Source organism: Kribbella sp. NBC_00359 (assembly GCF_036097425.1).
Taxonomy (GTDB): Bacteria; Actinomycetota; Actinomycetes; order Propionibacteriales; family Kribbellaceae; genus Kribbella.
This window is the reverse complement of sequence record NZ_CP107975.1, coordinates 2,235,860-2,258,360: the sequence shown is the minus strand read 5'-3', so window position 1 is coordinate 2,258,360 and position 22,501 is coordinate 2,235,860. Positions and strand designations below refer to the sequence as shown.

25 protein-coding genes are annotated in these 22,501 nt (G+C 69.6%); 18 read left to right on the top strand and 7 right to left on the bottom strand.

The features are described 5' to 3' along the window. Window positions 1-13 precede the first annotated feature (13 nt). Window positions 14-2,674, bottom strand: coding sequence for an alpha/beta fold hydrolase (locus OG876_RS11065; protein ID WP_328524720.1), 2,661 nt, complete (start codon window positions 2,672-2,674; stop codon window positions 14-16). A gap of 76 nt (window positions 2,675-2,750) precedes the next feature. Here OG876_RS11065 and OG876_RS11060 point away from each other — a divergent pair, with 76 nt between their 5' ends. From OG876_RS11060 to OG876_RS11025, 8 genes are all read left to right on the top strand, one after another. Further along, complete coding sequence (locus tag OG876_RS11060) at window positions 2,751-3,692, top strand: GNAT family N-acetyltransferase (protein ID WP_328524719.1); 942 nt, start codon at window positions 2,751-2,753, stop codon at window positions 3,690-3,692. 42 nt (window positions 3,693-3,734) lie between these two features. After that, on the top strand, window positions 3,735-4,376 hold the full coding sequence (locus tag OG876_RS11055) for a DUF998 domain-containing protein (protein WP_328524718.1): 642 nt from the start codon (window positions 3,735-3,737) through the stop codon (window positions 4,374-4,376). Then, complete coding sequence (locus tag OG876_RS11050; protein WP_328524717.1) at window positions 4,373-4,822, top strand: YdeI/OmpD-associated family protein; 450 nt, start codon at window positions 4,373-4,375, stop codon at window positions 4,820-4,822. Before OG876_RS11055 ends, OG876_RS11050 begins: the two co-directional genes overlap by 4 nt. Then, window positions 4,822-5,178, top strand: a complete 357-nt coding sequence (locus OG876_RS11045) for a YciI family protein (RefSeq protein ID WP_328524716.1) — start codon at window positions 4,822-4,824, stop codon at window positions 5,176-5,178. The genes OG876_RS11050 and OG876_RS11045 overlap by 1 nt, the downstream gene beginning before the upstream one ends. Continuing rightward, a complete protein-coding gene (locus OG876_RS11040; RefSeq protein WP_328524715.1) occupies window positions 5,178-6,128 on the top strand; it encodes a GNAT family N-acetyltransferase in 951 nt (316 codons plus the stop codon). The genes OG876_RS11045 and OG876_RS11040 overlap by 1 nt, the downstream gene beginning before the upstream one ends. Before the next feature lie 52 nt (window positions 6,129-6,180). Next, window positions 6,181-7,314, top strand: a complete 1,134-nt coding sequence (locus OG876_RS11035) for a sensor histidine kinase (protein ID WP_328524714.1) — start codon at window positions 6,181-6,183, stop codon at window positions 7,312-7,314. Then, on the top strand, window positions 7,311-7,964 hold the full coding sequence (locus OG876_RS11030; protein ID WP_328524713.1) for a response regulator transcription factor: 654 nt from the start codon (window positions 7,311-7,313) through the stop codon (window positions 7,962-7,964). The genes OG876_RS11035 and OG876_RS11030 overlap by 4 nt, the downstream gene beginning before the upstream one ends. Before the next feature lie 61 nt (window positions 7,965-8,025). Next, on the top strand, window positions 8,026-8,625 hold the full coding sequence (locus tag OG876_RS11025; RefSeq protein ID WP_328524712.1) for a hypothetical protein: 600 nt from the start codon (window positions 8,026-8,028) through the stop codon (window positions 8,623-8,625). Here the strand turns inward: OG876_RS11025 and OG876_RS11020 are convergent. Next, a complete protein-coding gene (locus OG876_RS11020; protein WP_328524711.1) occupies window positions 8,563-9,306 on the bottom strand; it encodes a M23 family metallopeptidase in 744 nt (247 codons plus the stop codon). The two genes, OG876_RS11025 and OG876_RS11020, sit on opposite strands and share 63 nt — an antisense overlap. Continuing rightward, complete coding sequence (locus OG876_RS11015) at window positions 9,303-9,884, bottom strand: excalibur calcium-binding domain-containing protein (RefSeq protein WP_328524710.1); 582 nt, start codon at window positions 9,882-9,884, stop codon at window positions 9,303-9,305. Before OG876_RS11015 ends, OG876_RS11020 begins: the two co-directional genes overlap by 4 nt. A gap of 48 nt (window positions 9,885-9,932) precedes the next feature. Here OG876_RS11015 and OG876_RS11010 point away from each other — a divergent pair, with 48 nt between their 5' ends. Further along, complete coding sequence (locus OG876_RS11010; RefSeq protein ID WP_328524709.1) at window positions 9,933-10,130, top strand: DUF5808 domain-containing protein; 198 nt, start codon at window positions 9,933-9,935, stop codon at window positions 10,128-10,130. On the opposite strand, the gene OG876_RS11005 is transcribed toward OG876_RS11010, so the two are convergent. Further along, on the bottom strand, window positions 10,113-12,356 hold the full coding sequence (locus tag OG876_RS11005) for a HelD family protein (RefSeq protein ID WP_328524708.1): 2,244 nt from the start codon (window positions 12,354-12,356) through the stop codon (window positions 10,113-10,115). The genes OG876_RS11010 and OG876_RS11005 overlap by 18 nt on opposite strands. Before the next feature lie 148 nt (window positions 12,357-12,504). On the opposite strand from OG876_RS11005, the gene OG876_RS11000 reads away from it, so the two are divergent. The 3 genes from OG876_RS11000 to OG876_RS10990 all read left to right on the top strand — a co-directional run bounded on the left by OG876_RS11000 (window position 12,505) and on the right by OG876_RS10990 (window position 15,343). Beyond that, complete coding sequence (locus tag OG876_RS11000; RefSeq protein WP_328524707.1) at window positions 12,505-13,695, top strand: M4 family metallopeptidase; 1,191 nt, start codon at window positions 12,505-12,507, stop codon at window positions 13,693-13,695. Between the two features lie 49 nt (window positions 13,696-13,744). Beyond that, window positions 13,745-14,272 (top strand): NADPH-dependent FMN reductase, encoded by a 528-nt coding sequence (locus OG876_RS10995; RefSeq protein ID WP_328524706.1) that lies wholly within the window; start codon window positions 13,745-13,747, stop codon window positions 14,270-14,272. Window positions 14,273-14,338: 66 nt separating this feature from the next. Further along, the gene (locus tag OG876_RS10990) at window positions 14,339-15,343 is read left to right on the top strand and encodes an LLM class flavin-dependent oxidoreductase (RefSeq protein WP_328524705.1); all 1,005 of its coding nucleotides are present in this window, start codon (window positions 14,339-14,341) and stop codon (window positions 15,341-15,343) included. A gap of 2 nt (window positions 15,344-15,345) precedes the next feature. Here the strand turns inward: OG876_RS10990 and OG876_RS10985 are convergent, their stop codons facing one another. Continuing rightward, window positions 15,346-15,855, bottom strand: a complete 510-nt coding sequence (locus OG876_RS10985) for an Lrp/AsnC family transcriptional regulator (protein ID WP_328524704.1) — start codon at window positions 15,853-15,855, stop codon at window positions 15,346-15,348. A 137-nt stretch (window positions 15,856-15,992) separates the two neighbouring features. Between OG876_RS10985 and OG876_RS10980 the strand changes: the two genes are divergently transcribed. After that, a complete protein-coding gene (locus tag OG876_RS10980; RefSeq protein ID WP_328524703.1) occupies window positions 15,993-17,168 on the top strand; it encodes a trans-sulfuration enzyme family protein in 1,176 nt (391 codons plus the stop codon). Here the strand turns inward: OG876_RS10980 and OG876_RS10975 are convergent. Next, entirely contained in the window at window positions 17,140-17,712 is a 573-nt protein-coding gene (locus OG876_RS10975) for a ClpP family protease (RefSeq protein WP_328524702.1), read from the bottom strand. The genes OG876_RS10980 and OG876_RS10975 overlap by 29 nt on opposite strands. 126 nt (window positions 17,713-17,838) lie before the next feature. Between OG876_RS10975 and OG876_RS10970 the strand changes: the two genes are divergently transcribed. The 3 genes from OG876_RS10970 to OG876_RS10960 all read left to right on the top strand — a co-directional run bounded on the left by OG876_RS10970 (window position 17,839) and on the right by OG876_RS10960 (window position 19,663). Then, complete coding sequence (locus tag OG876_RS10970; protein WP_328524701.1) at window positions 17,839-18,192, top strand: helix-turn-helix domain-containing protein; 354 nt, start codon at window positions 17,839-17,841, stop codon at window positions 18,190-18,192. After that, entirely contained in the window at window positions 18,193-19,182 is a 990-nt protein-coding gene (locus OG876_RS10965) for a pyridoxal-phosphate dependent enzyme (RefSeq protein WP_328524700.1), read from the top strand. 82 nt (window positions 19,183-19,264) lie between these two features. After that, window positions 19,265-19,663: a GNAT family N-acetyltransferase gene (locus tag OG876_RS10960; RefSeq protein WP_328524699.1), complete on the top strand. Its 399-nt coding sequence runs from the start codon at window positions 19,265-19,267 to the stop codon at window positions 19,661-19,663. On the opposite strand, the gene OG876_RS10955 is transcribed toward OG876_RS10960, so the two are convergent. Next, window positions 19,650-20,525: a hypothetical protein gene (locus OG876_RS10955; protein ID WP_328524698.1), complete on the bottom strand. Its 876-nt coding sequence runs from the start codon at window positions 20,523-20,525 to the stop codon at window positions 19,650-19,652. The genes OG876_RS10960 and OG876_RS10955 overlap by 14 nt on opposite strands. Window positions 20,526-20,625: 100 nt before the next feature. On the opposite strand from OG876_RS10955, the gene OG876_RS10950 reads away from it, so the two are divergent. Both OG876_RS10950 and OG876_RS10945 read left to right on the top strand, forming a co-directional pair. Next, window positions 20,626-21,195 carry a DUF4865 family protein gene (locus OG876_RS10950; RefSeq protein ID WP_328526888.1) on the top strand — a complete coding sequence of 190 codons (570 nt, stop codon included), beginning with the start codon at window positions 20,626-20,628 and terminating at the stop codon, window positions 21,193-21,195. 69 nt (window positions 21,196-21,264) lie between these two features. Further along, window positions 21,265-22,494, top strand: a complete 1,230-nt coding sequence (locus OG876_RS10945) for an MFS transporter (RefSeq protein WP_442914169.1) — start codon at window positions 21,265-21,267, stop codon at window positions 22,492-22,494. Window positions 22,495-22,501 lie beyond the last annotated feature (7 nt).

Sequence of the window (22,501 nt, the reverse complement as noted above, 5' to 3'; positions counted from 1 at the left end):
GGCCGTCTCGACATCAGGGCCGGGTGATGAACTCCGTCACGATCGGTCCGAGCACCTCGGGTTCGACGTCGTGTGGTTGACCGGCCATCGTCAGCCGGCGCCCGCCCGGCAGCAGCTCGGCGACGACCTGCGCGGTGTTGCGTCGCCAGTCCCGGCTCTCACCGCCGTCGATCACCAGCGCCGGCACGGTGATCGCGGCCGCCCAGTGGTCCGGGATCGTGAAGTCGCCCATCATCAGGGTGTCGTACGCCAGGGTCGGCGCCAGCGCCTCAAGATCCTTCCAGAGTGGAGCGTTCCGCAGCGGGGCGACCACCTCGGCCGGCATTTCCACCGCCGTGATCAGGAACAGTTCGGTCGCGTCGCCGTACCGGTCCTGTGCGATCAGTTCCTGCAACCGGCCGGCGAGATCGAGCGGCACGGATCGCGTGTCGTCGATGATGAACGGCGGCTCGATCAGCACCAGCCCGCTGATCGGCACGCCGCGCGCTGCCGCCTCCGCCGCGAACACGGCCCCCGTCGAGACACCGAGCGCGTACGCCGATCCACCCACGAGCTCGACGATCGCGGCCAGGTCCTCCAGCTCACGGTCGACCGCCCACGGCAGTACCTCGCCGCTGTCACCGCGCCCCCGCCGGTCGTACGTCGCGACCGTGAACCCATCGGCCAGCCACTTCGCCAGCGGGATGAACGTACGCCGGTCGTTCAGCGCTCCACCGACGAGCACGATCGCCGGGCCGCTGTCGCCGTACACCTCGGCGACGATCGGCGTACCGTCGGCCGACCGCACGGTCTCGATCCGCGGGCGCCTTGCCGTAGGCAACGATCTCCGGAGCGGCGCGGCCTCGCCATACAGGCCGCCAAGGTAGGCGAACAGCTCGCTGTGTCCGTAGAGCCGCGGCTCGGTGTGCTGGGCCAGACCTTCGAAGTAGCGCTCGTACCGTCGCCGCACCGCCTCGACCTCGCCCGCCTCCTCCAGCTGCCGCAGGCAGAACGCGCGTACGGTCTCCAGGAGCCGATACCGCGACCCCGACGTCCCATCGACGCGGACGACGAGAGACCGGTCTACCAGCCTGCTCAGGACTTCCGCGACCTCGGCCACCGGTACGTCGTCACCCGAGCACACGGCCTCGGCCGCGGCCAGCGTGCAACCGCCGGGATGCGGAGCGAGTCGACGCAGCACCGCCCGCTCGCGATCGCCTAGAAGATCCCAGCTCCACTCCACCATCGCCGACAACGTCTGCTGGCGATCCGGCAGTCCACGCTGCCGGTAGCGATCGTCGAAGCGGTCGACCAGGTCGCGAACGTCCATCGCGCCCACCCGGCTCGCCGCCAGCTCCAGCGCGAGCGGCAGGCCGTCCAGCCGCCGGCACAAGGCCGCAACCGCGTCGGTGTTGTCGCGAGTCAGCCTGAAGCGGGGATCGGCGGCCTCCGCGCGGATGACGAAGAGTTGCACCGCCGCGCTGTCAGCCGCGTCGCTCCCGGCGACCGGAAGATCCAGCGCCGGCACCGGATGGCGTTGTTCGGCCGCAACCGCGAGCGGTTCCCGGCTCGTGGCGAGGATCCGCAGACCGGGTCGCTCACGCAGGAGCCCCGTCACCACCTCCGCGGCGGCCTCGATCACATGCTCACAGTTGTCGAGGACGACCAGTACGTCGGAGCCAGGCTCAACTGTGGCTTCGACCAACTCCGCCACCTCACGGGCATCGGCCCCCGGTTCAAGCGTGGCCAGGTCGACCATCCAGACGCCGTCGGGAGGAGTCATGTGGCGAGCCGCCGCGAGGGCGAGGCTCGTCTTGCCCACGCCGCCCGGACCGGTCAGCGTCACCAGCCGCGCCGTCTGGAGCTGCGCCACCACCTCGTCGACCGCGGCATCGCGGCCGATCAGCGCCGTCACCGCGGCCGGCAGGTTGGTCTTGCGCTGCGCCGATGCCGACGGTTCCGACGTGAGGATCGTCTGCTGCAGACCGACCAGCTCGGCATTCGGATCCAGCCCGAGATCCTCACGCAGCCGATCCCGCAGGTCGGCGTAGCTCGCCAACGCCTCCGCCTGCTGCCCGGCCTGATGCAAGGCCTTCAGCTGTACGGCGCGCAGCCGCTGACGCAACGGATTGCGGGCGACGAGTTCGGCCAGCTCGGCGACCAGTTCCTCGTGCTCACCGAGGACGAACCGCGCTTCGGCGTACGCCTCCTGCACGGCGAGCCGTTCCTCGTCGAGCCGGTCGATCGCCGCCCGGGCGAATGCGTCCGCCGCGACATCGGCGTACGCCGGACCTCGCCACACCGTGAGCGCGTCGGCAAGGGTCGCGGCGCGCATCTGAGCGCTCCCGGTCTGCCGGGCTCGGGTGGCAAGCGCGCGGAAGCGACCCGAGTCGAGCTCCTCGGGCGCCACCGACATCAGATAGCCGGCCGGGCCGGTCCGGACGAGCTCTCGCGCGCCTGGCTCGGCCTCGTCGAGCGCGCGGCGCAGCTGGGACACGCGAGTCTGCAAAGTCGCCGTCGGATTGACCGGGAGCTCGTCGCCCCACAGGTCGTCGATCAGCGTGGTCGCGGCGACTGGGCGGCCGGCGTGCAGCAAGAGATCGGCCAGCAGCGCCCGAACCTTCCGATCCGGGATCCGCACCGCCTGGCCGTCGTCGGTCCACGCGGTGACCGGCCCAAGCACCCCGAAGCGCATGCCGGTCAGCCTAAGGCCGGAGCGCCGTCGGCGAATCCGGAAGCGATGTGTCCGGAATGGGGCCTAGCCTTTGGGCATGGATCAAGAGTTCGTCGGCGAGGTGATCGAGTGGCGCGGGCCGTCGCCGTACTACTTCGTCCCCGTGCCGGAGCAGGAGAGTGTCGCCCTGCGGGGCGCAGCCTCGGCCGCCGGGTACGGCTGGGGGACGCTCCCGATCCGCGTTCGGATCGGCAGCACCGAGTGGAAGACGTCGCTGTGGCAGAAGGACGGTGGCTACCTGCTCCCGCTGAAGGACGCCGTGCGCAAGCCCGAAGGACTGGACGCAGGCGACGCGGTGGACATTCGGCTCACGTTCGACGCGCAGCCGCGGAGGCAGAAGCGGCCGCCGGCCAAGCGGGTGCCCGTTCCTCGCCCGAAGGGCTCGCGCGAGCCGGTCACCGCCGAGCAGCTCACGATCGTTCCGGCCAACGAGGCGGCTTGGGAGGACTTGCAGGCGGTCTTCGGAACGACCGGCGACACCGGACGGTGCTGGTGCCAGCGGTTCCGGATGCTGCCCAAGGAGTCCTGGGCGTCCGAAGGTCCCGAAGAGCTCGCCGCCCGGCTCCGCGACCAGACCGCCTGCGGAAACCGAAAGGCACGGGCGACGAGCGGCCTGGTCGCGTATCTCGACGGCGAGCCCGTTGGCTGGTGTGCCGTCGCGCCGCGGGCGGACCATGCGAGGCTGCTCCGCGACTTCCGCGTCCCGTGGCTGGGCCGGACCGAGGACAAGGCAGACACCACCGTCTGGGCCGTGACCTGCTTCGTCACCCGTGTCGGCTACCGGCGCCGAGGAGTCGGCCGCGTGCTCGCCAGCGCAGCCGCCGGGTTCGCCCGTGAACGCGGTGCCCGCGCTGTGGAGGGCTACCCGGACCTCGTGGACGGCGGGTCCGTCGGCACTCTCGCCATGTTCGCCGATGCCGGGTACGCCGAGGTGAACCGGCCGGGCACGCGCCGCGCCGTCATGCGTATCGACTTCTGAGTCCAAAGAGTTTCTGAAGCGGCCGCTCGCAGGCTTGCGGGCATGACAACCACAACGAAGCAATCCACAGCATCTCTTCTCCTGGCGGGCGCGCTCGCCGGCCCGCTGTACGTCGGCATCGGCACCATCGAGGCGATCGTCCGCGACGGCTACGACATCCGTCGCCACTCGCTGAGCCTGCTGGCGAACGGCACCGGCGGCTGGATCCACTCCACGATGATGGTCGTCACCGGCCTGCTCACCGTCGTCGGCGCACTCGCCCTCCGCCGGGCCGGACTCCGGTCGCGCTGGGCCTGGGGCGGCATCCTCGCGTACGGCGCCGGTGTCGCCGCCGCGGGCCTGATGCGCGCCGACCCGGCCGACGGTTTCCCGATCGGTACGCCGCCCGGGCTGCCGGAGACCGTCTCATGGCACAGCTTCGGTCACATCATCGCCGGGTTCATCGGATTCATCGGCCTGATCGTCGCCTGCTTCGTCGTCGCCCGCCGCTTCGGCCGCGACAACGAGCGCGGCTGGTCGCGCTTCTCGCTGATCACCGGCATCGTTTACATCCTCGGCCTGATCGGTCTGGCCACCGGCAGCGGCACCGCGGTCGTCAACCTGGGCTTCACGGTCGCGGTGATCGTGGGCTGGGCCTGGTTGACTCTGTTGATGGTCCGCACTCGCACGGAGGAGATCCGATGAAGTTCACCGCCGAGCTCCTGTCCACCGGCAAGAACACGGCCGGCTTCGTCGTCCCGGACAACGTCGTCGAGTCTCTCGCCGGCGGCGCGCATCCGAAGGTCCGTGTCACCGTCAAGGGCTACACGTTCCGCACCTCGATCGCCCGGATGGGTGGCCGCTATCTGCTCGGTTTCAGCGCCGAACGCCGTACCGAGGCCGCAGTCACGCCTGGCGAGGTGCTCGACGTCGAGGTGGAACTCGACACGGCTCCGCGCGAGCTCGACGTACCCGGGCAACTGGCCGCGGCGCTCGCGGCGGATGCGAAGGCCAAGGAGTTCTGGGAGACGTTGAGCTACAGCAAGCAGCAGTGGCACGTGCTACAGGTGACGGGGGCGAAGACCGAGGAGACCCGAGACCGGCGGATCGAGAAGTCGATCGGGATGCTGCGCGAAGGCAGGGCGCGCTGATGCGCTTCATCGCCGTGTTGCGGACTGCCGAAGCGCACGGGTTCCCGCCGCCGGAGCTGGCCGAAGGAATCGCCGCGCTGGGAGCGGAGGCGGCTCGCCGCGGGGTGCTGATCGACACGGCCGGGTTGTTGCCTCTCGCAACGGCCACCCGGGTCGGGGTCTCCGGTGGTGAGCTCACCGTCACCGACGGCCCGTCCGGAGATCCCACCCCGCTCGGGGCGTACGCCGTGTACGAGGTGGCCACTCGCGACGAGGTCATCGACTGGACCAAGCGCTTCATGGACCTCCACCGTCGTACCTGGCCGGGCTGGGAGGGTGAGTCGGAGATCCGCCAAGTGGTCGGGTCGGAGTCCTGATGGGCTGGCCCGCCGGAGTGACGACGGGACCGCTCGGGCCTGAGCACTCGCCGGCGGCGATCGAGGTCGCGAACGCGATCGCCACCGCCGACGACAGCGGCAGGTACGTCACCCTCGACGACTTCGCCGACGAGCTCGACGGTGCGGACTCCCTCGGCGTATGGCTCGACGGCCGGCTCGCGGGGTACGGCCTCGTCCCGCCGCCGGATGTGGTCGACGGGCAGCCGATCGTCACGCTCAAGGGCGGCATCGACCCTGCCTTCCGGCGACGCGGTCTCGGTGGGCCACTCCTCGACTGGCAACTGCAGCGCGCGGCGGAGCAGGGTGAGGTCGTCGACGTCACGATCCAGCCGGTCAACGCCGGTGGCCTCGCTCTGGTCACGAGCCGGGGTTTCCGGCCGATCCGCTACTACCGCGTGATGCGCCGCTGGTACGACGATCAGCCGGTGCGGATGCCGTCGCTGCCCGACGGGTTCGCGATGACCGGATTCGACCGTCGGTACGACGAACTGCTGCGGCTCACCTACAACGAGATCTTCACCGGCCAGTGGGGATTCCTCCCCAAGAACGCGGAGCACTGGACGAAATGGTTCACCAGTCACCACGCCTTCCGGCCGGAGCTGTCGAGGATCGTGGTCGACGGCGATCGGATCGCGGCGTTCGCGCTGGGCTACGAATTCACGGTCGACACCGAGCAGACCGGCGTACGCGAGTTGTGGATCGGGCAGGTCGGTGCGCTCGAGGAGTACCGAGGCCGTGGGCTGGCCCGGGCGGCGATCAGCGCCGTACTGCGGGCCGGTCAGACGGCTGGGTTCGAGCGGTCCGCGCTCGGCGTGGACGCGGACAATCCAACGGGAGCCTCGCGGCTGTACGAGTCGCTGGGCTTCGTGACCGTGACGAGTGAGATCCAGCAACGGCTCTCGCTCGTACGACGGAGTGCGGAGAGCTGATGTCCGTCGCGGGAGCGAGGCCCGTGGCCGCGCGGTGAGTCAGACTGAGGCAGTGGGTGGACTCGAGCGGCTCGGCATCCCGGGCCCACGGACCGTGGACCGGGTGATCGACGTCGCCGTCGTGATCGCGGTTGCGATCGCGTCGTCCGTCCCGTTCGTCGACACCGGTCCCGGTGCCGTCACCCCGCTCGGCGTCGTACTCAATCTCGGCACTGTGATCCCGCTGCTGTGGCGGCGCCGCTGGCCGTTCGGCGTGATGGTGGTCGTCGGCACGGCCGCGACGCTCGTCTCGCTCTACCACCGGCCGGGGCAGTACCTCCAGTACGGCGGTCTGGTCGCGATCTACTCGCTGGCGAGCCTGGGCCGGAAGCGGTGGCAGCGGATCGGGCTGCTCGTGCTCATCCTTGTCACGTTCCCGCCGGCGTCGCTGCTGCTGAAGCACAACGATGCGGCCGAGTTCATGTTCACGTTCCTGCTCCCGGTCGCCGCGTTCCTGGCCGGCTCGCTCGAACGCAGCCATCGCGAGCACGCCGCGGCGCTGCGCGAGCGTGCGGACCAGCTCGAACGCGAACGCGCCGCGGAGGCCGCCCGCGCCGCGGCCGAGGAACGCGCTCGGGTCGCCCGCGACATGCACGACATCCTCGCGCACGCGGTCAGTCTGATGGTCGTCCAGGCCGAGGCCGGACCGGTGGTGGTCCGCACGGACCCGGACCGGGCCGAGCGCGCCTTCGACGCGATCGCCGACGCGGGCCGGGACGCGATGGTGCAACTCCGGCGGCTCCTCGGCGTCCTCAAAGCCGGCGAGGATCGCTCGCCCCAACCCACGCTGGCCTCGCTGCCCGAGTTGCTGCGAGACGCGACTTTCGAGGAGACCGGCGTACGGCGTCCTGTGCCGCCGGACACCGAGGTCGCCGTCTATCGGATCGTCCAGGAGGCGTTGACGAACACCGTGAAACACGCGCGGGCCACACAGGTCGCCGTACGGCTTCGCTGGACACCAACCTGTCTGGAGCTGTCGATCACCGACGATGGCGTCGGGGGAGATGTGTCGTCGTCGGGTGGGCATGGGCTGGTCGGGATCCGGGAGCGCGCCGCGGCTTGCGGAGGTACGGCGGAGGCCGGGCCGCTGGTCGGCGGCGGATTCGAGGTGCGGGCCAGATTGCCTGGTCTGGAAGGGGTTTCATGATCCGGGTGGTGCTGGCCGACGACCAGGAACTGGTACGGAGCGGGTTCGCGATGATCCTCGACGCGCAGCCCGGCATCGAGGTCGTCGGCGAGGCGGCCGACGGCGCCGAGGCGGTCTCGCTCGTCCGCTCGTTGGCCCCGGACGTCGCCCTCCTCGACGTTCGGATGCCCCGCGTCGACGGCCTGGCCGCGGCCCGAACGATCTGCGCGACCACCACGACGAAGGTGGTCATGCTCACGACGTTCGACTCCGACGACTACGTGTACGACGCGCTCTACGCCGGGGCGAGCGGGTTCCTGCTGAAGGACGTACGGCGGGACGACCTGGTGCACGCGGTCCGCGTCGTGGTGGCTGGTGAGTCGCTGCTCGCGCCGAGCGTGACGCGTCGCCTGATCGCCGACCTCACGCGGAACCGGCCGCGCACCGCCCCCGCCGCCGCGTTGGATGTCCTCACCGCCCGCGAGCGCGAGACCCTCGTCCTGCTCGGACGCGGCCTGTCGAACGCCGAGATCGCCACCGCGCTGTCGGTCAGCGAACACACGGTCAAGACCCACGTCAGCAACACGCTGACCAAACTCAACCTCCGTGATCGGGTCCAGGCAGTCATCGCGGCGTACGAGACCGGCCTCATCACTCCTGCGAACCAGTAGCCGCCGCAACCTCCCTCTCGTCGGCGATGCCTCCCGCCGAGATGTTCGTAACGCTGTAGGTATGAAGAGAATCGGTATCACCGCCGGTGCGCTATTCGTTGCCTACGGCATCATCCGGTTGATCGACGGAGCCAACGGCGATCGTGGCCCAGGGCTCGCCTGGACCAGCGGCCATCTCCTGTTCCTGGTCGGCATGCTGCTGTTCGGCGTCGTCCTGCTCCTGGCCCGAGCCACGGTCGCGAGGCGCCGTACCCTGGCGACCGTCGCCGCGGTCGTGGGTCTCGTCGGGGTGGCAGCCTTCGTCCGGGTCATCCTGATCGACATGATCGTCGGCTTCCGCGCCGCTGACCACGCGGCCATGTCCGTGGTCCGCGACAACTACGACCGCTGGCCCGGTGACCTCGGCATCTACCCGGCGCTGCAAGTCCTCGGGCCGATCCTGTTCCTGGCCGGCCTGCTCACCCTCGCCGTACTCCTGACGCTCGAACGCCGGCTCACGGCCTGGGCGCCACTGCTGCTCATCCTCGGATTCGTGCTGATCAGTGCCAACCTCGACCTGATGCCACTCGGTGGTGCGCTGCTCGGCCTGGCCTTCGTGTCAGCAGTACGTCCGGCAACCACGGTCGACGCCGTACGAGCGTCTGGTCCTGGCAACCAGTGAGACAGGTGAGAGCTGGCCACCGTCGTGCCAGCTGTTGAGGAACGCCTGCGGTGGCACGGCCCCACGCCGGATCCACCACACACCCGGGGCCGTCGGCCAGCTGATCGCAAAGTGCAGGTGCGGGGGTGTGAAGCGAGCACTTCCGGTCTTGCCGGTCCGCGCGAGCACCTGCCCGGCCCGCACCGACACCCCCGGACGAATCCCAGCCTCGATCGCCGACAGATGCGAGCCGTAGTACCGCACCCCGTCAACGCCCACGACCGAGACCGACAGTCCGCCCCGATCCGCCCCCACGTTGGTCTTCGGATCCCACGCGTCCACCCGTGTCACCTCGTCCACCCGCCCATCAACCGGCGACACGAACCGGCATCCCACCTTCGCGAACACATCCGACGCCGGATAGTCATGATGACTCTGCGAAGCATCCGCGAGACACCCGGCGATCGGAAACACGTACCGCGGGGGTGCGTGAACCGTCGCGGCTGTACGCCGCGTCGGCGAGGGGGTGGGCGTCGGTGTCGGCTTCGGCGTCGTTACCACCCGCGTCGGTGACGCGACCGGCCCGCTCTGGCTACTCGGCTGCCCACGCTCGAACACCCCGGCCGAGGACAGCCCGAAGATCCCGGCGGCCACGACAACCACCGCACACGTCAGAAAGACCGCCCAGATCCGCGCCGTCACGGGAACCAGAAGGCGTTGACCGCCGCCGCCGAATACACCGTCTCGCAGGGAATCCCGTTCTTGTCCGCGTCCATCCGCTGTGGCATGTCGTAGTACCACCAGTAGGCGACGGCCTGCGCGTACGTCGCTCCCCGGGCGGCGAGATCCCGGCAGAACAACCCAACCGTCCACGGCACGACCCCGGTCACCTCACGCCCGTTCCAGTACGCGGCGACGTCGCTGCGCGAATAGACGGTCTCGCACGGGATTCCGTTGCGGTCGGCATCCATCTGGTCCGGCTGGCCGTGCAGCCGCCAGTAGTCGATCGCCGCCACGTAGCTGTACCCCTTGGCCTTCAGGTCCCGGCAGAACAGTCCCGCGGGCAACGATCGTACGTCGCCGGCAACCTTCGGTGCTGCGGGTGCGGTCGACGTGGTGCCTTCGGCGGGCGGTGCGACGGTCCGTGTCGTCACAGAGACGGGCGCCGCCGGCGCGGACGCCGGCGTGCTGGCTGCCTGCTTCGACGGATCATCCTTGGTCATCAGCACCAGCAGCCACGCTAGCAGGACGAGGAAGCTCCGGGGGTCGTTGGTGTCCACGGTTCATCGGCAGAACTGCTGCTGACGCTTCCGAGCTACTGTCGGTGTATGGGCAGTAAGACCGGAAAGTTCCTCGGGCTCCCGTACGACTGGCGACGACCGACCGTGGACCGGACGAAATCCCGCTGGTGGAACCCCGACGACCCGCGGCTGTTCACCCCGAAGGTCCTCGGCTGGGGCTTCTCCATCAACTTCGCCCGCCTCTTCGGCCGACGCCGGCACGACGACTCAGCCCCAGGCAGCTGAATCCCGCAGTACGTCGGGAAGCGTGCCGACGACCCCGAGTCGCTGGGTGCAGCGTGTGAGAGCGACGTACAGATCCCGCAGACCGCGCGGGGACTCGATCACGATGCCATCGGGGTCGACGACCAGGACGGAGTCGAACTCGAGGCCCTTCGCCTCGCGTGCGCTCAGGACCGTGACGCCGGTGAGGTCGGCGACCGCCTCCTGGACGAGTTCGAGCCGGCTGCGGGACGTGATGACGCCGACCTGGCCGTGCTGTGTCTCCTCGGCGGCGATCTTGTAGACGTGCAGAGCCTGCTCGGCGGCGGCCACATCCGCGTGCCACGGCTTCACGCCGGTGGACCGGACCGAGCGTGGTGCTCGCGCGGCAGGGTCGACCTCGCGCAGTACGTCCTGAGCGAGATCCATCACCTCGGCCGGGGTGCGGTAGTTCAGCGTGAGCTCGGCCAGTCGCCAGCGATCGCCGAAGGTCTCGCCGAGCGCGGCCGACCAACTCGTCCCGCCACCGATCGCGCCGGTCTGCGCGACGTCGCCGACCACGGTCATCGAGCGCAGCGGGCAGCGGCGCGCGATCGCCCGCCACGCCATCGGGGTCAGCTCCTGCGCCTCGTCCACGATCACGTGCCCGTACGTCCACCGCCGGTCGGCCGCGGCGCGGTCCGCGAGCGTGCGGTCGTCGTCCGCCTCGAACCGCTCGGCGAGCATCTCGGCGTCGAGGATGTCCTTCGCGGTCAGCACCTCTGATTCGTCGTCATCGTCGAAGTCGGTCGAGCCGGAACCGGACAGCAGGTCCAGCGCACCCTGCGCGTAGGCGACCGCCCGGGCCCGGGCCGCCCGCTCCTTCGCGGCTTCCGTGCCGTCGTCGCCGAGCAGCTCCGCGGCTTCGTCGAGCAGGGGTACGTCGGACGGACTCCAGTCATCGCCGTACCGCAGGAGGTGCTCGCGGTCGAGTGCGGTCAGCTGCGGTGCGGCCAACGCCAGCCGGTCCTCGTCGCCGTACAGATCCTCGAGGAGTTTCTGCGGACTGAGTAGTGGCCAGAGCTGGTCGAGCAGCGCCTGGACCGCGGGCTCGGCGAGGACTTCCCTGCGCAGCTCCGAGAGCTCGTAGTCGTCGAGCAGGTTCTCGCCGTCGAGTGGATCGGTGCCGATCAGGTCGGCGTACTGGTTCGTCAGGTGGTCGACGATCTCGGTCAGGAAGTAGGGACGGGCCTGGTTGTGGGTGAGGTTCCGGCCCCGGGCGCGCTCGCGGGCCGCGAGGCAGACCTTCGGGTCGAGTTCGAGGTCGGTCCGGTCGACGGTGAGGCTGACCGGGCGGTCCGGGATCCATTGCCGGTCGGCGACCGCCTTGGCGATCACCTCGGCCATCACCACGCGGCCCTTCACCTCGGCGCTCTCAGCGGTCTCCGGGCGGGTCGCGGTCAGGCCCGGGTACAGCTCGGCGACGGTCACGAGCCGGACGCCGTCCTCACCGAGCGACGGGAGCACCTGGCCGATGAACCGCAGGAACGCCGCATTCGGCCCGACCACCAGAATTCCGCGCTTTTCCAGTTGTTCACGATGCGTGTAAAGCAGAAATGCCGCCCGGTGCAACGCGATCGCGGTCTTGCCAGTACCGGGACCGCCCTGGACGACCAGGATTCCGGGCAGCTCGGAGCGGATGATCCGGTCCTGATCGGCCTGGATCGTCTGCACGATCGACTCCATCTGGCCGGTCCGCCGGGCCTCGAGTGCCTTCAGCAGAACGGCCTCGCCGATCACGCCCGTTCCGAGCTTGGACGCGTCCGCCGCATCCCGCTCCAGGTCGAGTTGCTCGTCCTGGACGTCGACCACGTTCCGCAGCCGGGTCTGGATGTGCCGGCGCCGGACGACACCGTGGTTCGCCACCGCGGTCGCGATGTAGAACGGCCGTGCGGCGGGCGCACGCCAGTCGACCAGGAGGGGTTCGTAGTCCGCGTCGTGCAGGCCGATCCGGCCGATGTGCAGGATCTCGCCGTCGGCGGCGTCGAGACGGCCGAAGTACAGGCCCTCCTCGGCGGCGTTCAGCCGGGCCTGGCGGAGCTTGAGGTCACGGATCCTGCCGTCGCGCTGGTGCAGGGCCTGGGCGTTGCGGGTCTGGACCAGTTGCTCGTCCCGGGAGCGCTCCTCCGTGCGCTCGCGCTCGGCGTCCAGCGCGGCGTAGAACGTGGTCAGGTGCGCCTGTTCGGCGTGGACCGGATTCGGCAATTCCAACCCCTCGTGGTAAAATTCATCGCCTTGGCTCCCAGAATGGTTTTCTGCATTTCTGGTCGCAGCCACAAATCCTTGAGTTTATCCGCTGTCAGAGGATTTCTGTACTGCGGTCTGTCCCCGGATCCACCCGGTGGGGCACGATCTGAGCATGGTGTCCCACTACATCGTCCCGCCGTACCTGCTCGAGCAGCTCGAGCGCACCGTGGACGACCCCAACCTTCGCGCCAGGTATCGCCAGTCGCTGCAGCACGACGCCGTACTGCGAGCGCGGCCCGCGGCCGGCCTCGGCCGGGCGACCGCGGAAGGCGGTCTGCGCCGCGAGGTGTACGACGCCGAGCACGAGACGAACCTGCCCGGCACTCCGGTCCGCGCCGAAGGTGAGGATCCCGTCGAGGACCTGGCCGTGAACCAGGCGTACGACGGGACCGGCGCGACCTGGACGATGTTCAAAGAGTCCTTCGGCCGCGACTCGATCGACGGCGAAGGTCTCGTCCTGACGTCGACAGTGCACTACGACCGCGGGTACGCGAACGCCTTCTGGGACGGTGCCCAGATGGTCTTCGGTGACGGGGACGGGGAGATCTTCGGCAACTTCACCGGGTCGATCGACGTCACCGGCCACGAGCTCACCCACGGCGTGACGCAGTACACCGCGAACCTCTCCTACGAAGGCCAATCCGGCGCGCTGAACGAGAGCATCTCCGACGTCTTCGGCTCACTCGCCAAGCAGCACGCGCTCGGCCAGAGCACCGAAGAGGCCGACTGGCTGATCGGGGCCGGCCTGTTCATGCCCGGCGTCCGGGGCGACGCACTGCGGTCGATGAAGGCACCGGGCACGGCGTACGACGACCCACGGCTCGGCAAGGACCCGCAGCCGGACCACATGTCGGGCTACATCGAGACCGAGGACGACAACGGCGGCGTCCACCTCAACTCCGGCATCCCGAACCGCGCCTTCTACCTCACCGCGGCCGAGATCGGCGGCAACGCGTACGACGACGCCGGCAAGATCTGGTACACCACGCTGACCTCCGGCACGCTCTCCGAGACCGCCACCTTCGCCGAGTTCGCCGAAGCGACACAGGCGAGCGCGCGGGACCTGTACGGCGAGGACTCGACCCAACTGGCCGCCGTCACCCACGCCTGGCAAACCGTCGGCGTCCTCCCCACCGACCAACCCACCACCGGCCAGCCCGATGCCACCGGCCAGCCCGACGCCACCGGCCAGCCTGATGCGACCGGCCAGCCCGATCTCATGACCGCGGCGCAGACCGAACTGCAGCCCAGCACCCCACCCTCGCTGCCACCCCCTTCCGAGGACGGCGGTTCCCGCGGGTGATGAGACAGCGTTTGACCTCAAGTCTTGTTGAGGTACTAGCGTCCATCGCGTGACTGTTCATCCGCTGCGGCTCGCGCTGCTGACGCGCAACGTGGACGCCGGGCGGTTCGGCACGCTGGTGACGCGGTGGTTCGCCCGCGAGTGCGAGTGGAGTGATGAGTTCAAGCTCGACCTGATCGACCTCAGCGCGGTCCCACTGGCGGGATTGGCGGCGCGGATCGAGGACGCGGACGCGGTGGTGATCGTCACAGCCGAGTACAACCACGCGTATCCGGGCGACCTGAAGACCGCGATCGACGCCGTCCGCCGGCCCTGGTACGGCAAGCCGATCGCGTTCGTCGTGTACGGCGGCCGGTCCGGCGGACTGCGTGCGGCCGAACAGCTCCGGCTGGTTTTCGCCGAACTTCATGCGATCACCATCCGCGACACCCTCGGCTTCCACGAGGACGACTTCACGCCGGCCGGCGAGCCGATCGATCCGACGACACCGGGCGCGGCCGCCGCACTGCTCCACCAGCTCGCCTGGTGGGCCCGCCCACTGCGGGACGCTCGCGCCCAGACGCCGTACCCGGGCTGAGTTGCGGTCGCCCCGGAATAGGCCGGGGCCGGGTGCGGTTGCTGATTCAACGTGACAGCCGAACCGATGCCCCTGTCCGTGCTCGACCTCTCGCCGGTGCCGACGGGATCGCGGCCGTCGCAGGCGCTGCACGAGACACTCGAGCTGGCCCGCACCGCCGAGGCCGCCGGATACGACCGCTACTGGCTGGCGGAGCACCACAACATCCCCAGCGTGGTGAGCACGAGCCCCGAGGTGATGATCGCGGCCGTCGCCGCGGCCACCTCGAGCATCCGGGTCGGCTCCGGCGGCATCATGCTGCCGAACCACTCACCGCTCAAGGTCGCCGAGACGTTCCGCGTCCTGGCCGGCCTGTACCCCGACCGCATCGACCTCGGCATCGGCCGCGCGCCTGGCACCGATCAGCGCACCGCGCTCGCCCTGCGCCGCAGCCGGGAGACGCTCGGCGCCGACGACTTCCCCGAGCAGTATGCCGAACTCCGCGCGTACGCCGAGGGCTTCCCGACCGGTCACCCGTTCGCCCCGATCTCCGCCCAACCGGACGACGTCCCGCTGCCGCCGGTGTGGATCCTCGGCTCCAGCACGTACGGCGGCCAGGCGGCAGCCGCCCTCGGGACCGGGTTCGCGTACGCCGGTCACTTCGGGACCCTGGACCCGGCCGGTGTCATCGCGTCGTACCGCGAGAACTTCCAGCCCTCGGATCACCAGACGTCGCCGCACGCGATCCTCGCCCTGGCCGCGATCGTGTCCGACACCGAGGAGCGCGCCCAGCAACTGGCTCGCGCCAACGCCCTCTCCATGCTTCGCCTCCGCTCCGGCCGCCCGGGCCCCCTCCCGTCCCCCGAGGAAGCCGAGTCCTACCCCTGGTCCGAAGGCGAACTGGCCGCCGTCGAAGAATGGTCCGGCCTGGTCTCGGTAGGCACCCCAGAACAGGTAGCCGGCGACCTCGCTCGCCGAGCCGCATCCGCCGGCGCCGACGAGCTGATCATCACCACCAACATCCACGACCCCGCCGAACGCCGCCACTCGTTCGACCTGCTGGCTCGGGAGTGGGGCCTGAAGCCCCGCTGACCTCAGCCCCCGGCACCCCGGACGTGCTCGAAGATCAGGCTCGTCTCGGCGTGCACGACAGCCGGGTCGGCGGTCAGGTGGTCCAGGACGAATTCACGCAGCGCGTCCGGCGAGGCGGCTGACACGTGCAGCAGGTAGTCGTTGGCGCCGCTGACGTGGAAGAGGGACAACACCCCGGGTAGGCCGGGGACCTTGCCGCGGAAGCGGTTGATCTCGTCGCGGGAGTGAGCCCCGATGCGGATCGCGATCAGGGCCTGAAGCGGCTGGCCCAGCGCGGCCAGGTCCACGTCGGCGTGGAAGCCGCGAATCACCCCGCGCTCGCGCAGGGAACGCACCCGGGTCAGGCAGGTGGACGGCGCGATGCCGGTCGCCTCGGCGAGGGCGTTGTTCGGCATCCGGCCGTCGGCGGTGAGCAGCCGGACCAGTTCCCGGTCCACCTCGTCGAGCCCGCCCGACTCTGCACCCGGAGCTGGCCGCGGGGCCGGTCCCGGCGTCCGACGATCCTTCGGCATGGCACCACTGTAGAGCGCGTCCACAGAATCCACAGCGTGTGGATGAGCCTGTGGATGAACTTTCTTCGGAACTCTTGCACTCTCTCCGCAGAAGATTCCATCCTCAGCCTCGACTGCCAGTTGTGGAGGAGGCCCCGATGACTCAGCTCGACACCCGGTCCGTGCACGCCGGCCGCGACGACCTGACCGCGCTCGGCGTCCACGTCCCGCCGATCGACCTGTCCACGACCTACCCGCTCCCCGACGTCGGCACCGGCGGGACGTCGTACGACGAACTCACGCAAGGCAACGGCCCGGACGGCGGCAGCCTCGTCTACCAACGCTTGTGGAACCCGACCGTCGCCCGCTTCGAGGACGCGCTTGCGGAGCTCGAGCACACCGACGGCGCCGTCGCGTTCGGCTCCGGCATGGCCGCGCTCACCGCCTGCCTGCTCGCCGCTGTCGCCGCGGGCCGCCCGCACGTGGTCGCCGTTCGGCCGCTGTACGGCGGGACCGACCACCTGTTATCCACAGGCCTGCTGGGGACAACCGTCACCTGGGCTGAAGTCACCGAGGTCGCCTCAGCCGTTCGGGCGGACACCGGGCTCGTGATCGTGGAGACGCCGGCCAACCCGACGCTGGAGCTGGTGGACATCGCGGCCGTGGTCGCGGCGGCGGGCGACGTACCGGTGCTGGTGGACAACACCTTCGCGACCCCGGTCCTGCAGCAGCCGGCTCGGCACGGGGCGAGCCTCGTGTTGCACTCGGCAACCAAATACCTCGGCGGGCACGGCGACGTCATGGGCGGCGTGGTCGCGGCCGGCGTGGAGTGGGTCGGCCGGCTCCGGCAGATCCGCGCAGTGACTGGTGGCCTGCTGCACCCGTTGGCGGCGTACGAACTGCACAGGGGACTGCAGACGCTGCCAGTGCGAGTACGGGCGCAGCAGGCGACCGCCGGCAAGGTCGCCGACTGGCTCTCCGCCCAGCCCGCCATCGAGCAGGTCTACTACCCGGGGCTGACCGAGTGCGACCCGCTGGCGCTCATCGGACGTCAACAGGCAGGCCCGGGCGCAGTCGTCGCCTTCCGCCTCGCCGGCGGGTACGACGCGGCCGCCCAGGTCGCGGCCCGCCTGCGCCTCATCACCCACGCAGTCTCACTAGGCGGAGTAGACACCCTCATCCAGCACCCCGCCGCCCTGACCCACCGCCTCGTCACCCCCAAGGCCAAACCCGACGCCGCCCTCCTCCGCCTCAGCCTCGGCCTGGAAGACCCCTCCGACCTAACCGCCGACCTCTCCCAAGCCCTCAGGCCGGGACAGGGGTCGGGCGGGTGAGGACTCGGTCGATGATGCCGTAGTCGCGGGCTGCGGCCGGGGTGAACCAGCGGTCCCGGTCGAAGTCGGTGGTGATGGTGTCGAGGGGCTGGCCGGTGCGGTCGGCGATCAGTTGGGCGAGGTCCTCACGCGCCTTGATCGCCTGTTCGGCCTGCACCTTGATGTCGCTCGCCGTACCGCCCATCCCGCCCGTCGGCTGGTGCATCATGATCCGCGCGTGCGGCAGTGCGTACCGCTTCCCCGGCGTACCGCAGGTCAGCAGCACCTGCCCCATCGACGCGACCATCCCCATCGCGTACGTCGCCACGTCGTTGCTGATGAAGCTCATCGTGTCGTAGATCGCCAGTCCGGCCGACACCGAGCCGCCGGGGGAGTTGATGTAGAGCGAGATGTCCGCCTTCGGGTCCTCGGCGTTCAGCAGGATCAGCTGCGCGCACAGCGCGTTGGCGTTCTCGTCCTTGATCTCGTCGCCGAGGACGAGGATGCGCTGCCAGAGCAGGCGCTCGTAGATGTGACGGTCCAGGTTGTTCGGTAGCTCGCTCATGGTTTCCAGCCTGTGGGGGAGCGTCCGGAAACGGTCAGGAATCTGCCCGTGGCAGATCTGCCCGCCGCAGACCCGGCCGGGATGGCACACTCGTTACAGGACACCAGGAGGCGAGGAGGGCCAGACGTGTTGCTACGCCAGGTGATCGGGAACGTCTTCCGCCGGTTGCGGCGCGAGCGGGGGATCACCCTGCGCGAGCTCGCCGAGCTGGCGCAGGTATCGGTTCCCTACTTGTCCGAGATCGAGCGCGGCCGCAAGGAGCCGTCCTCGGAGATCCTCGCCGCGATCTGCCGCGCCCTGGAGCTCGAGCTGACCGACCTGCTGGCGGAGGTGCAGTTCGACCTCGCCACCGCGGTCCGCTCCACGCTGCCGGTCCACCTCCAGACGGCGGCTATCCGGGTCCAGCAGGCGCCCCAGCGGATCACATCGTCCCCGCACGCGTACTCCGGCACCGCCCAGGCGTTCGCCCTGGTCGCTTAGTTGGCGCGCTGGTACAGCAACCCGTCCGCGAGGTCCTGGCATACGACGCCCGCACCGGCCGAGGTACTGGCGTTCCACCAGAGCCTCACCGGCTACCGCCCGACCCCGCTGACCCGTGTCCCGTCGCTGGCGGCCGAGTTCGGTGTCGGCGAGGTTCTGGTGAAGGACGAGTCGCAGCGGCTCGGCCTGCCCGCGTTCAAGGCGCTCGGCGCGTGGTGGGCGATCCACCGCACGCTCCAGGACCACTCCGGGCCGGTGGAGCTCGTCACCGCGACCGACGGCAACCATGGCCGTGCCGTCGCGCGCCGAGCCACCATGCTCGGTCTGTCGTCGCACGTGTTCGTCCCGGACGTGGTGAGTGACACAGCGATCGACGCCATCCGGGCCGAGGGTGCCACGGTGACCGTCGTACCCGACTCGTACGACGCCGCGGTCGCCGAGGCAGCGTCGTACGCGACAGATACTCGCCTGCTGATCCAGGACTCGGCCTGGCCTGGGTATGAGGTGGTGCCGCAGCACATTGTCGACGGCTACTCGACTCTGTTCCGCGAGATCGACGTACAGCCTGATCTGGTCGTCGTACCGATGGGTGTGGGGTCGATAGCGCAGGCGGCCGTCACGCACTACCGCAGCGGGTCGATCACCCCAGCGCTCCTCGGTGTGGAGCCCGCCAGCGCCTCCTGCGTCACAACCAGCCTCCTGGCCGGTGAGCTGGTCACAGTGCCGACCGGCAAGACCGCCATGGCCGGCCTGAACTGCGGTACGCCATCCACCCTCGCCTGGCCCGTACTGCGCTCAGGACTCGACTACTCGGTCACAGTCGAAGACGAGGCGGCGCTTCAAGCCACCGCCGACCTCGGAGCCGCCGGAATCTCCTCAGGCCCGAGCGGAGCCGCCACCCTGGCCGGACTCCGAGCCGCCCGTGACCGCCTGGACCTGAATCCCGGCAGCACAATCATCCTGATCAGCACGGAAGCAGCGCTCCCATAAATCAGGTCCGCCCGCAGAGCGATCGCGCCTAGCCTGACGAGATGCTGAACTATCTGAGACGCCGCGAGCCGGCAGGGCGCCTGTGACTGTGCGCTACGAGGTGCGGTTTCCTGTCGACGACCGTGAGCTGTCCGCACTGCACGCGCTGGCGTTCGAGGGTGCTCTCGAGGTGCAGCAGTGGGTGGAGCGGTTGGAGCGGTGGGCGCTGACGTGGGTAGGGGCCTTCAGCAACGATCAGCTGGTCGGGTTCGTGCAGGTGTGCTGGGACGGCGGTGCCCACGCGTTCGTGCTGGACACCGCCGTTCATCCTGACTACGGCCGGCAGGGCATCGGCAAGCAGCTCGTCCTGACCGCGGCGGAGGAGGCGAAGGCGGCCGGATGTGAGTGGCTGCACGTCGACTACGAGCCGCACCTGACCGCGTTCTACGTGGACGCGTGCGGCTTCCGTCCCACGGATGCCGGGCTGCTCAAACTCCGATAGCTGTCAGGCGCTCGGTCGAGACGCAGGAGGTCAGGCAGCGTTCCTTCTGGTCGCCCAGCAGGTCAGCGGTCCACCGGGTGAATCCACCGTCGCCCAGGTCGGCCCCGTCGGCCGCGATGCGGATCGCCGTACCCGAGTAGTAGTTCTCGCTCTTGGTCCGCCCGGTGTCCTCGGTGAAGTCGACCTTCAGCGCCGGGCGGACCGTATCCTCGATCCGCTCCCGCACAGCCGACGGCGTGAAGATCGTGAAGGCGAGCTCGGCCGAGTCACCCAGTACGTCGTGCCAGAAGTTCAGGTGATCGATCAGCAGCTCGGCCTCGGTCCGCCCCGAACCGGTGTCCCGCGCGCTCGACACCAGCGCGAACAGCTCGAAGTGCGCGAACATCCCCGGCCCCTCGACGGCCTGCGCGCGAACCACCCGCTGGCACGCGGCCAGGTCGACCCGATCCAGCCCGGCACGACGCCGTACGGCGGCTTCGATCGCGAGCTCGTTGGTCGGGTCACTGGCGACCTCGGTGCCGCGGATCGTACTGACCACTTGGTGCTGGTTGATCGTCGCGACCGCGGAACACGTGCCCAGCGGTGTCACCGGAGACAGCTCGACGCCCGCGAACTTCGGCGGCAAGGCCTCCCACAAGCGCTGCCGCGTCTTCGCCAGCTGCCGCGGGTCGGCGGGCGACGGTCGCACGAAACGGTCCTGCTGCCACCGCTGCAGCAACCTGGCCGGCGTCACCTTGGCGGCGCGCTCGCGACTCACGTCCAGCAGCACCGACTGCAGTTCGGAAGCGCTCAAGCCGTTGACGAGGGCGTCCCGGCTGCCTGCCGGCAGCTTCGCCCAGAACCGTTCGATGACATCGCTCATCGCCCTACTGTGACGGACTCCCGACTGTCGGCGCTCGTCAATTACGCCTGTACCTACTAGTATGTTCGGGACTCGACCGAGAGGGTGTGCCGTGGACGCGATGCAGTACGAGATCACCTTGCCGACCGACTACGACATGGGGATCATCCGGCGCCGGGTGGAGACGAACGCGCCCAGGCTGGACGACTTCGAGGGCATGGGACTCAAGGCGTATCTGATCCAGGACCGGGCGAACGGCGCGATGGTCAACCAGTACGCGCCCTTCTACCTGTGGAACGACCAGGCCGGGATGGCCAAGTTCCTGTGGGGCGGCGGGTTCTTCACCGGGATCTGCACGTCCTTCGGGCGGCCTCCGGTGCGCCACTGGGTCGGGGTGGACGTGCTCGCGGGTCCGGATCTGGATCAGCCGGCGCTGAGCGCGACCAAGCACACGCAGCTGCTGGAGCCCGACGTGGACCCGGCCGAGCCGATCGCGGTCGCGGTGGAGACGCTGCAGCGGACCGCCGCGCTGGACGGGGTCCACACCGCGGCGCTGGCCGTGGACACGGCTCGCTGGGAGCTCGTCCACTTCACCCTGTGGAGCAGTCCCGAGCCGGGCGCGGTGCCGGGGACGCGGTATCAGGTGCTGCACTTATCCACACCCGGCACAAAGGAACTGCTGGGGCGCTGAAATCGCCGTATCTTCTTGGACATGAGATACCCGAGCCCGCACCTTTGACGCCCTGACCGCCCCGACCGCCTGCCGCGCGGTCTGTCCACGCGCATCGTCGCCTATGAGGCGCTGCACGACTTCATCCCGCTGTATCCGCTGTACCAGTTGTTGTTCGCCGATCACGGATTGTCGGCGGCCCAGATCTCGACGCTGTTCGTCATCTGGTCGACGACCGCGTTCGTCCTCGAGGTGCCGTCGGGTGCCTGGGCGGACACGTACTCCCGGCGCAAGCTGCTGGTCCTCGGTGCACTGCTCAGCGGGCTTGGGTATGCCGCGTGGATCACGCTGCCGTCGTTCACCGGCTTCGCGCTCGGCTTCGTCCTCTGGGGTACGTCGTCGGCGCTGATCTCCGGCACCTTCGAAGCCTTCGTGTACAACGAACTCGCGGCGCGCGACCGCACCGACCGCTACGCGAGCCTCCTCGGCCGGGCCAGGTCAGCGTCGTTCGTGATGAACCTCGCGGCCACTGCCTTGGCCACCCCACTGTTCAACCTCGGCGGCTACACGCTCGCCGGCATCGTCAGCGTGCTCAGCTGCCTGGTGCAGGCGGCGGTGGCGTTGTCGCTTCCCGAAGCCCAGCCGGTCGAGACCGCCAAGGAGTCGGATGAGCCGGGGTCGAGGGCGGCGTTCACCAACTACCTCCAGATGCTGGACTCCGGCGTGACGGAGGTGCTGACCAGCCGTCTGGTCAGACGAGCTGTTGCCTTGGTTGCGTTGCTCGGGGGCTTCCTGGCGTTCGACGAGTACTTCCCGTTGCTCGCCCGGGAGGCCGGTGCCACGACCAGCGCGGTCCCGCTGCTGATCGCCGGAACCGTGGCAGCACAGGCGATCGGGGGTGCGCTCGCGGGACCGGCGTACAAGTTGCCAGCGGCAACCTTCGCGGTGGGGTTGGCGGCGACGGCGGTGCTGATCGCGGCCGGATCGCTGAGCCGGTCGGTCTGGGGGTTCCTGCCGATCGCGGTCGGCTACGGCCTTATGCAGCTGGTGATCGTGGTCTCGGAGTCCCGGCTGCAGGATGCGATCACCGGTCCGGCCCGTGCGACCGTGACCTCGGTCTCGGGCTTGTTCGCCGAGGTCTTCGCGGTCGTGGTGTACGCGGGGTTCGCAGTGGGTTCGATCTGGTTCCCGATGTCGATCCTGGTCGCTGCGCTGACGATCCCGGTCGTGCTGACGGCGCTCGTCGTACCGTTCGCGCTCCCGCCGCCAGGCGGCGCGGGGCCTGACAATTCGGTGTCCACCGAAGTGAAGGAGATCTAGTGTCACC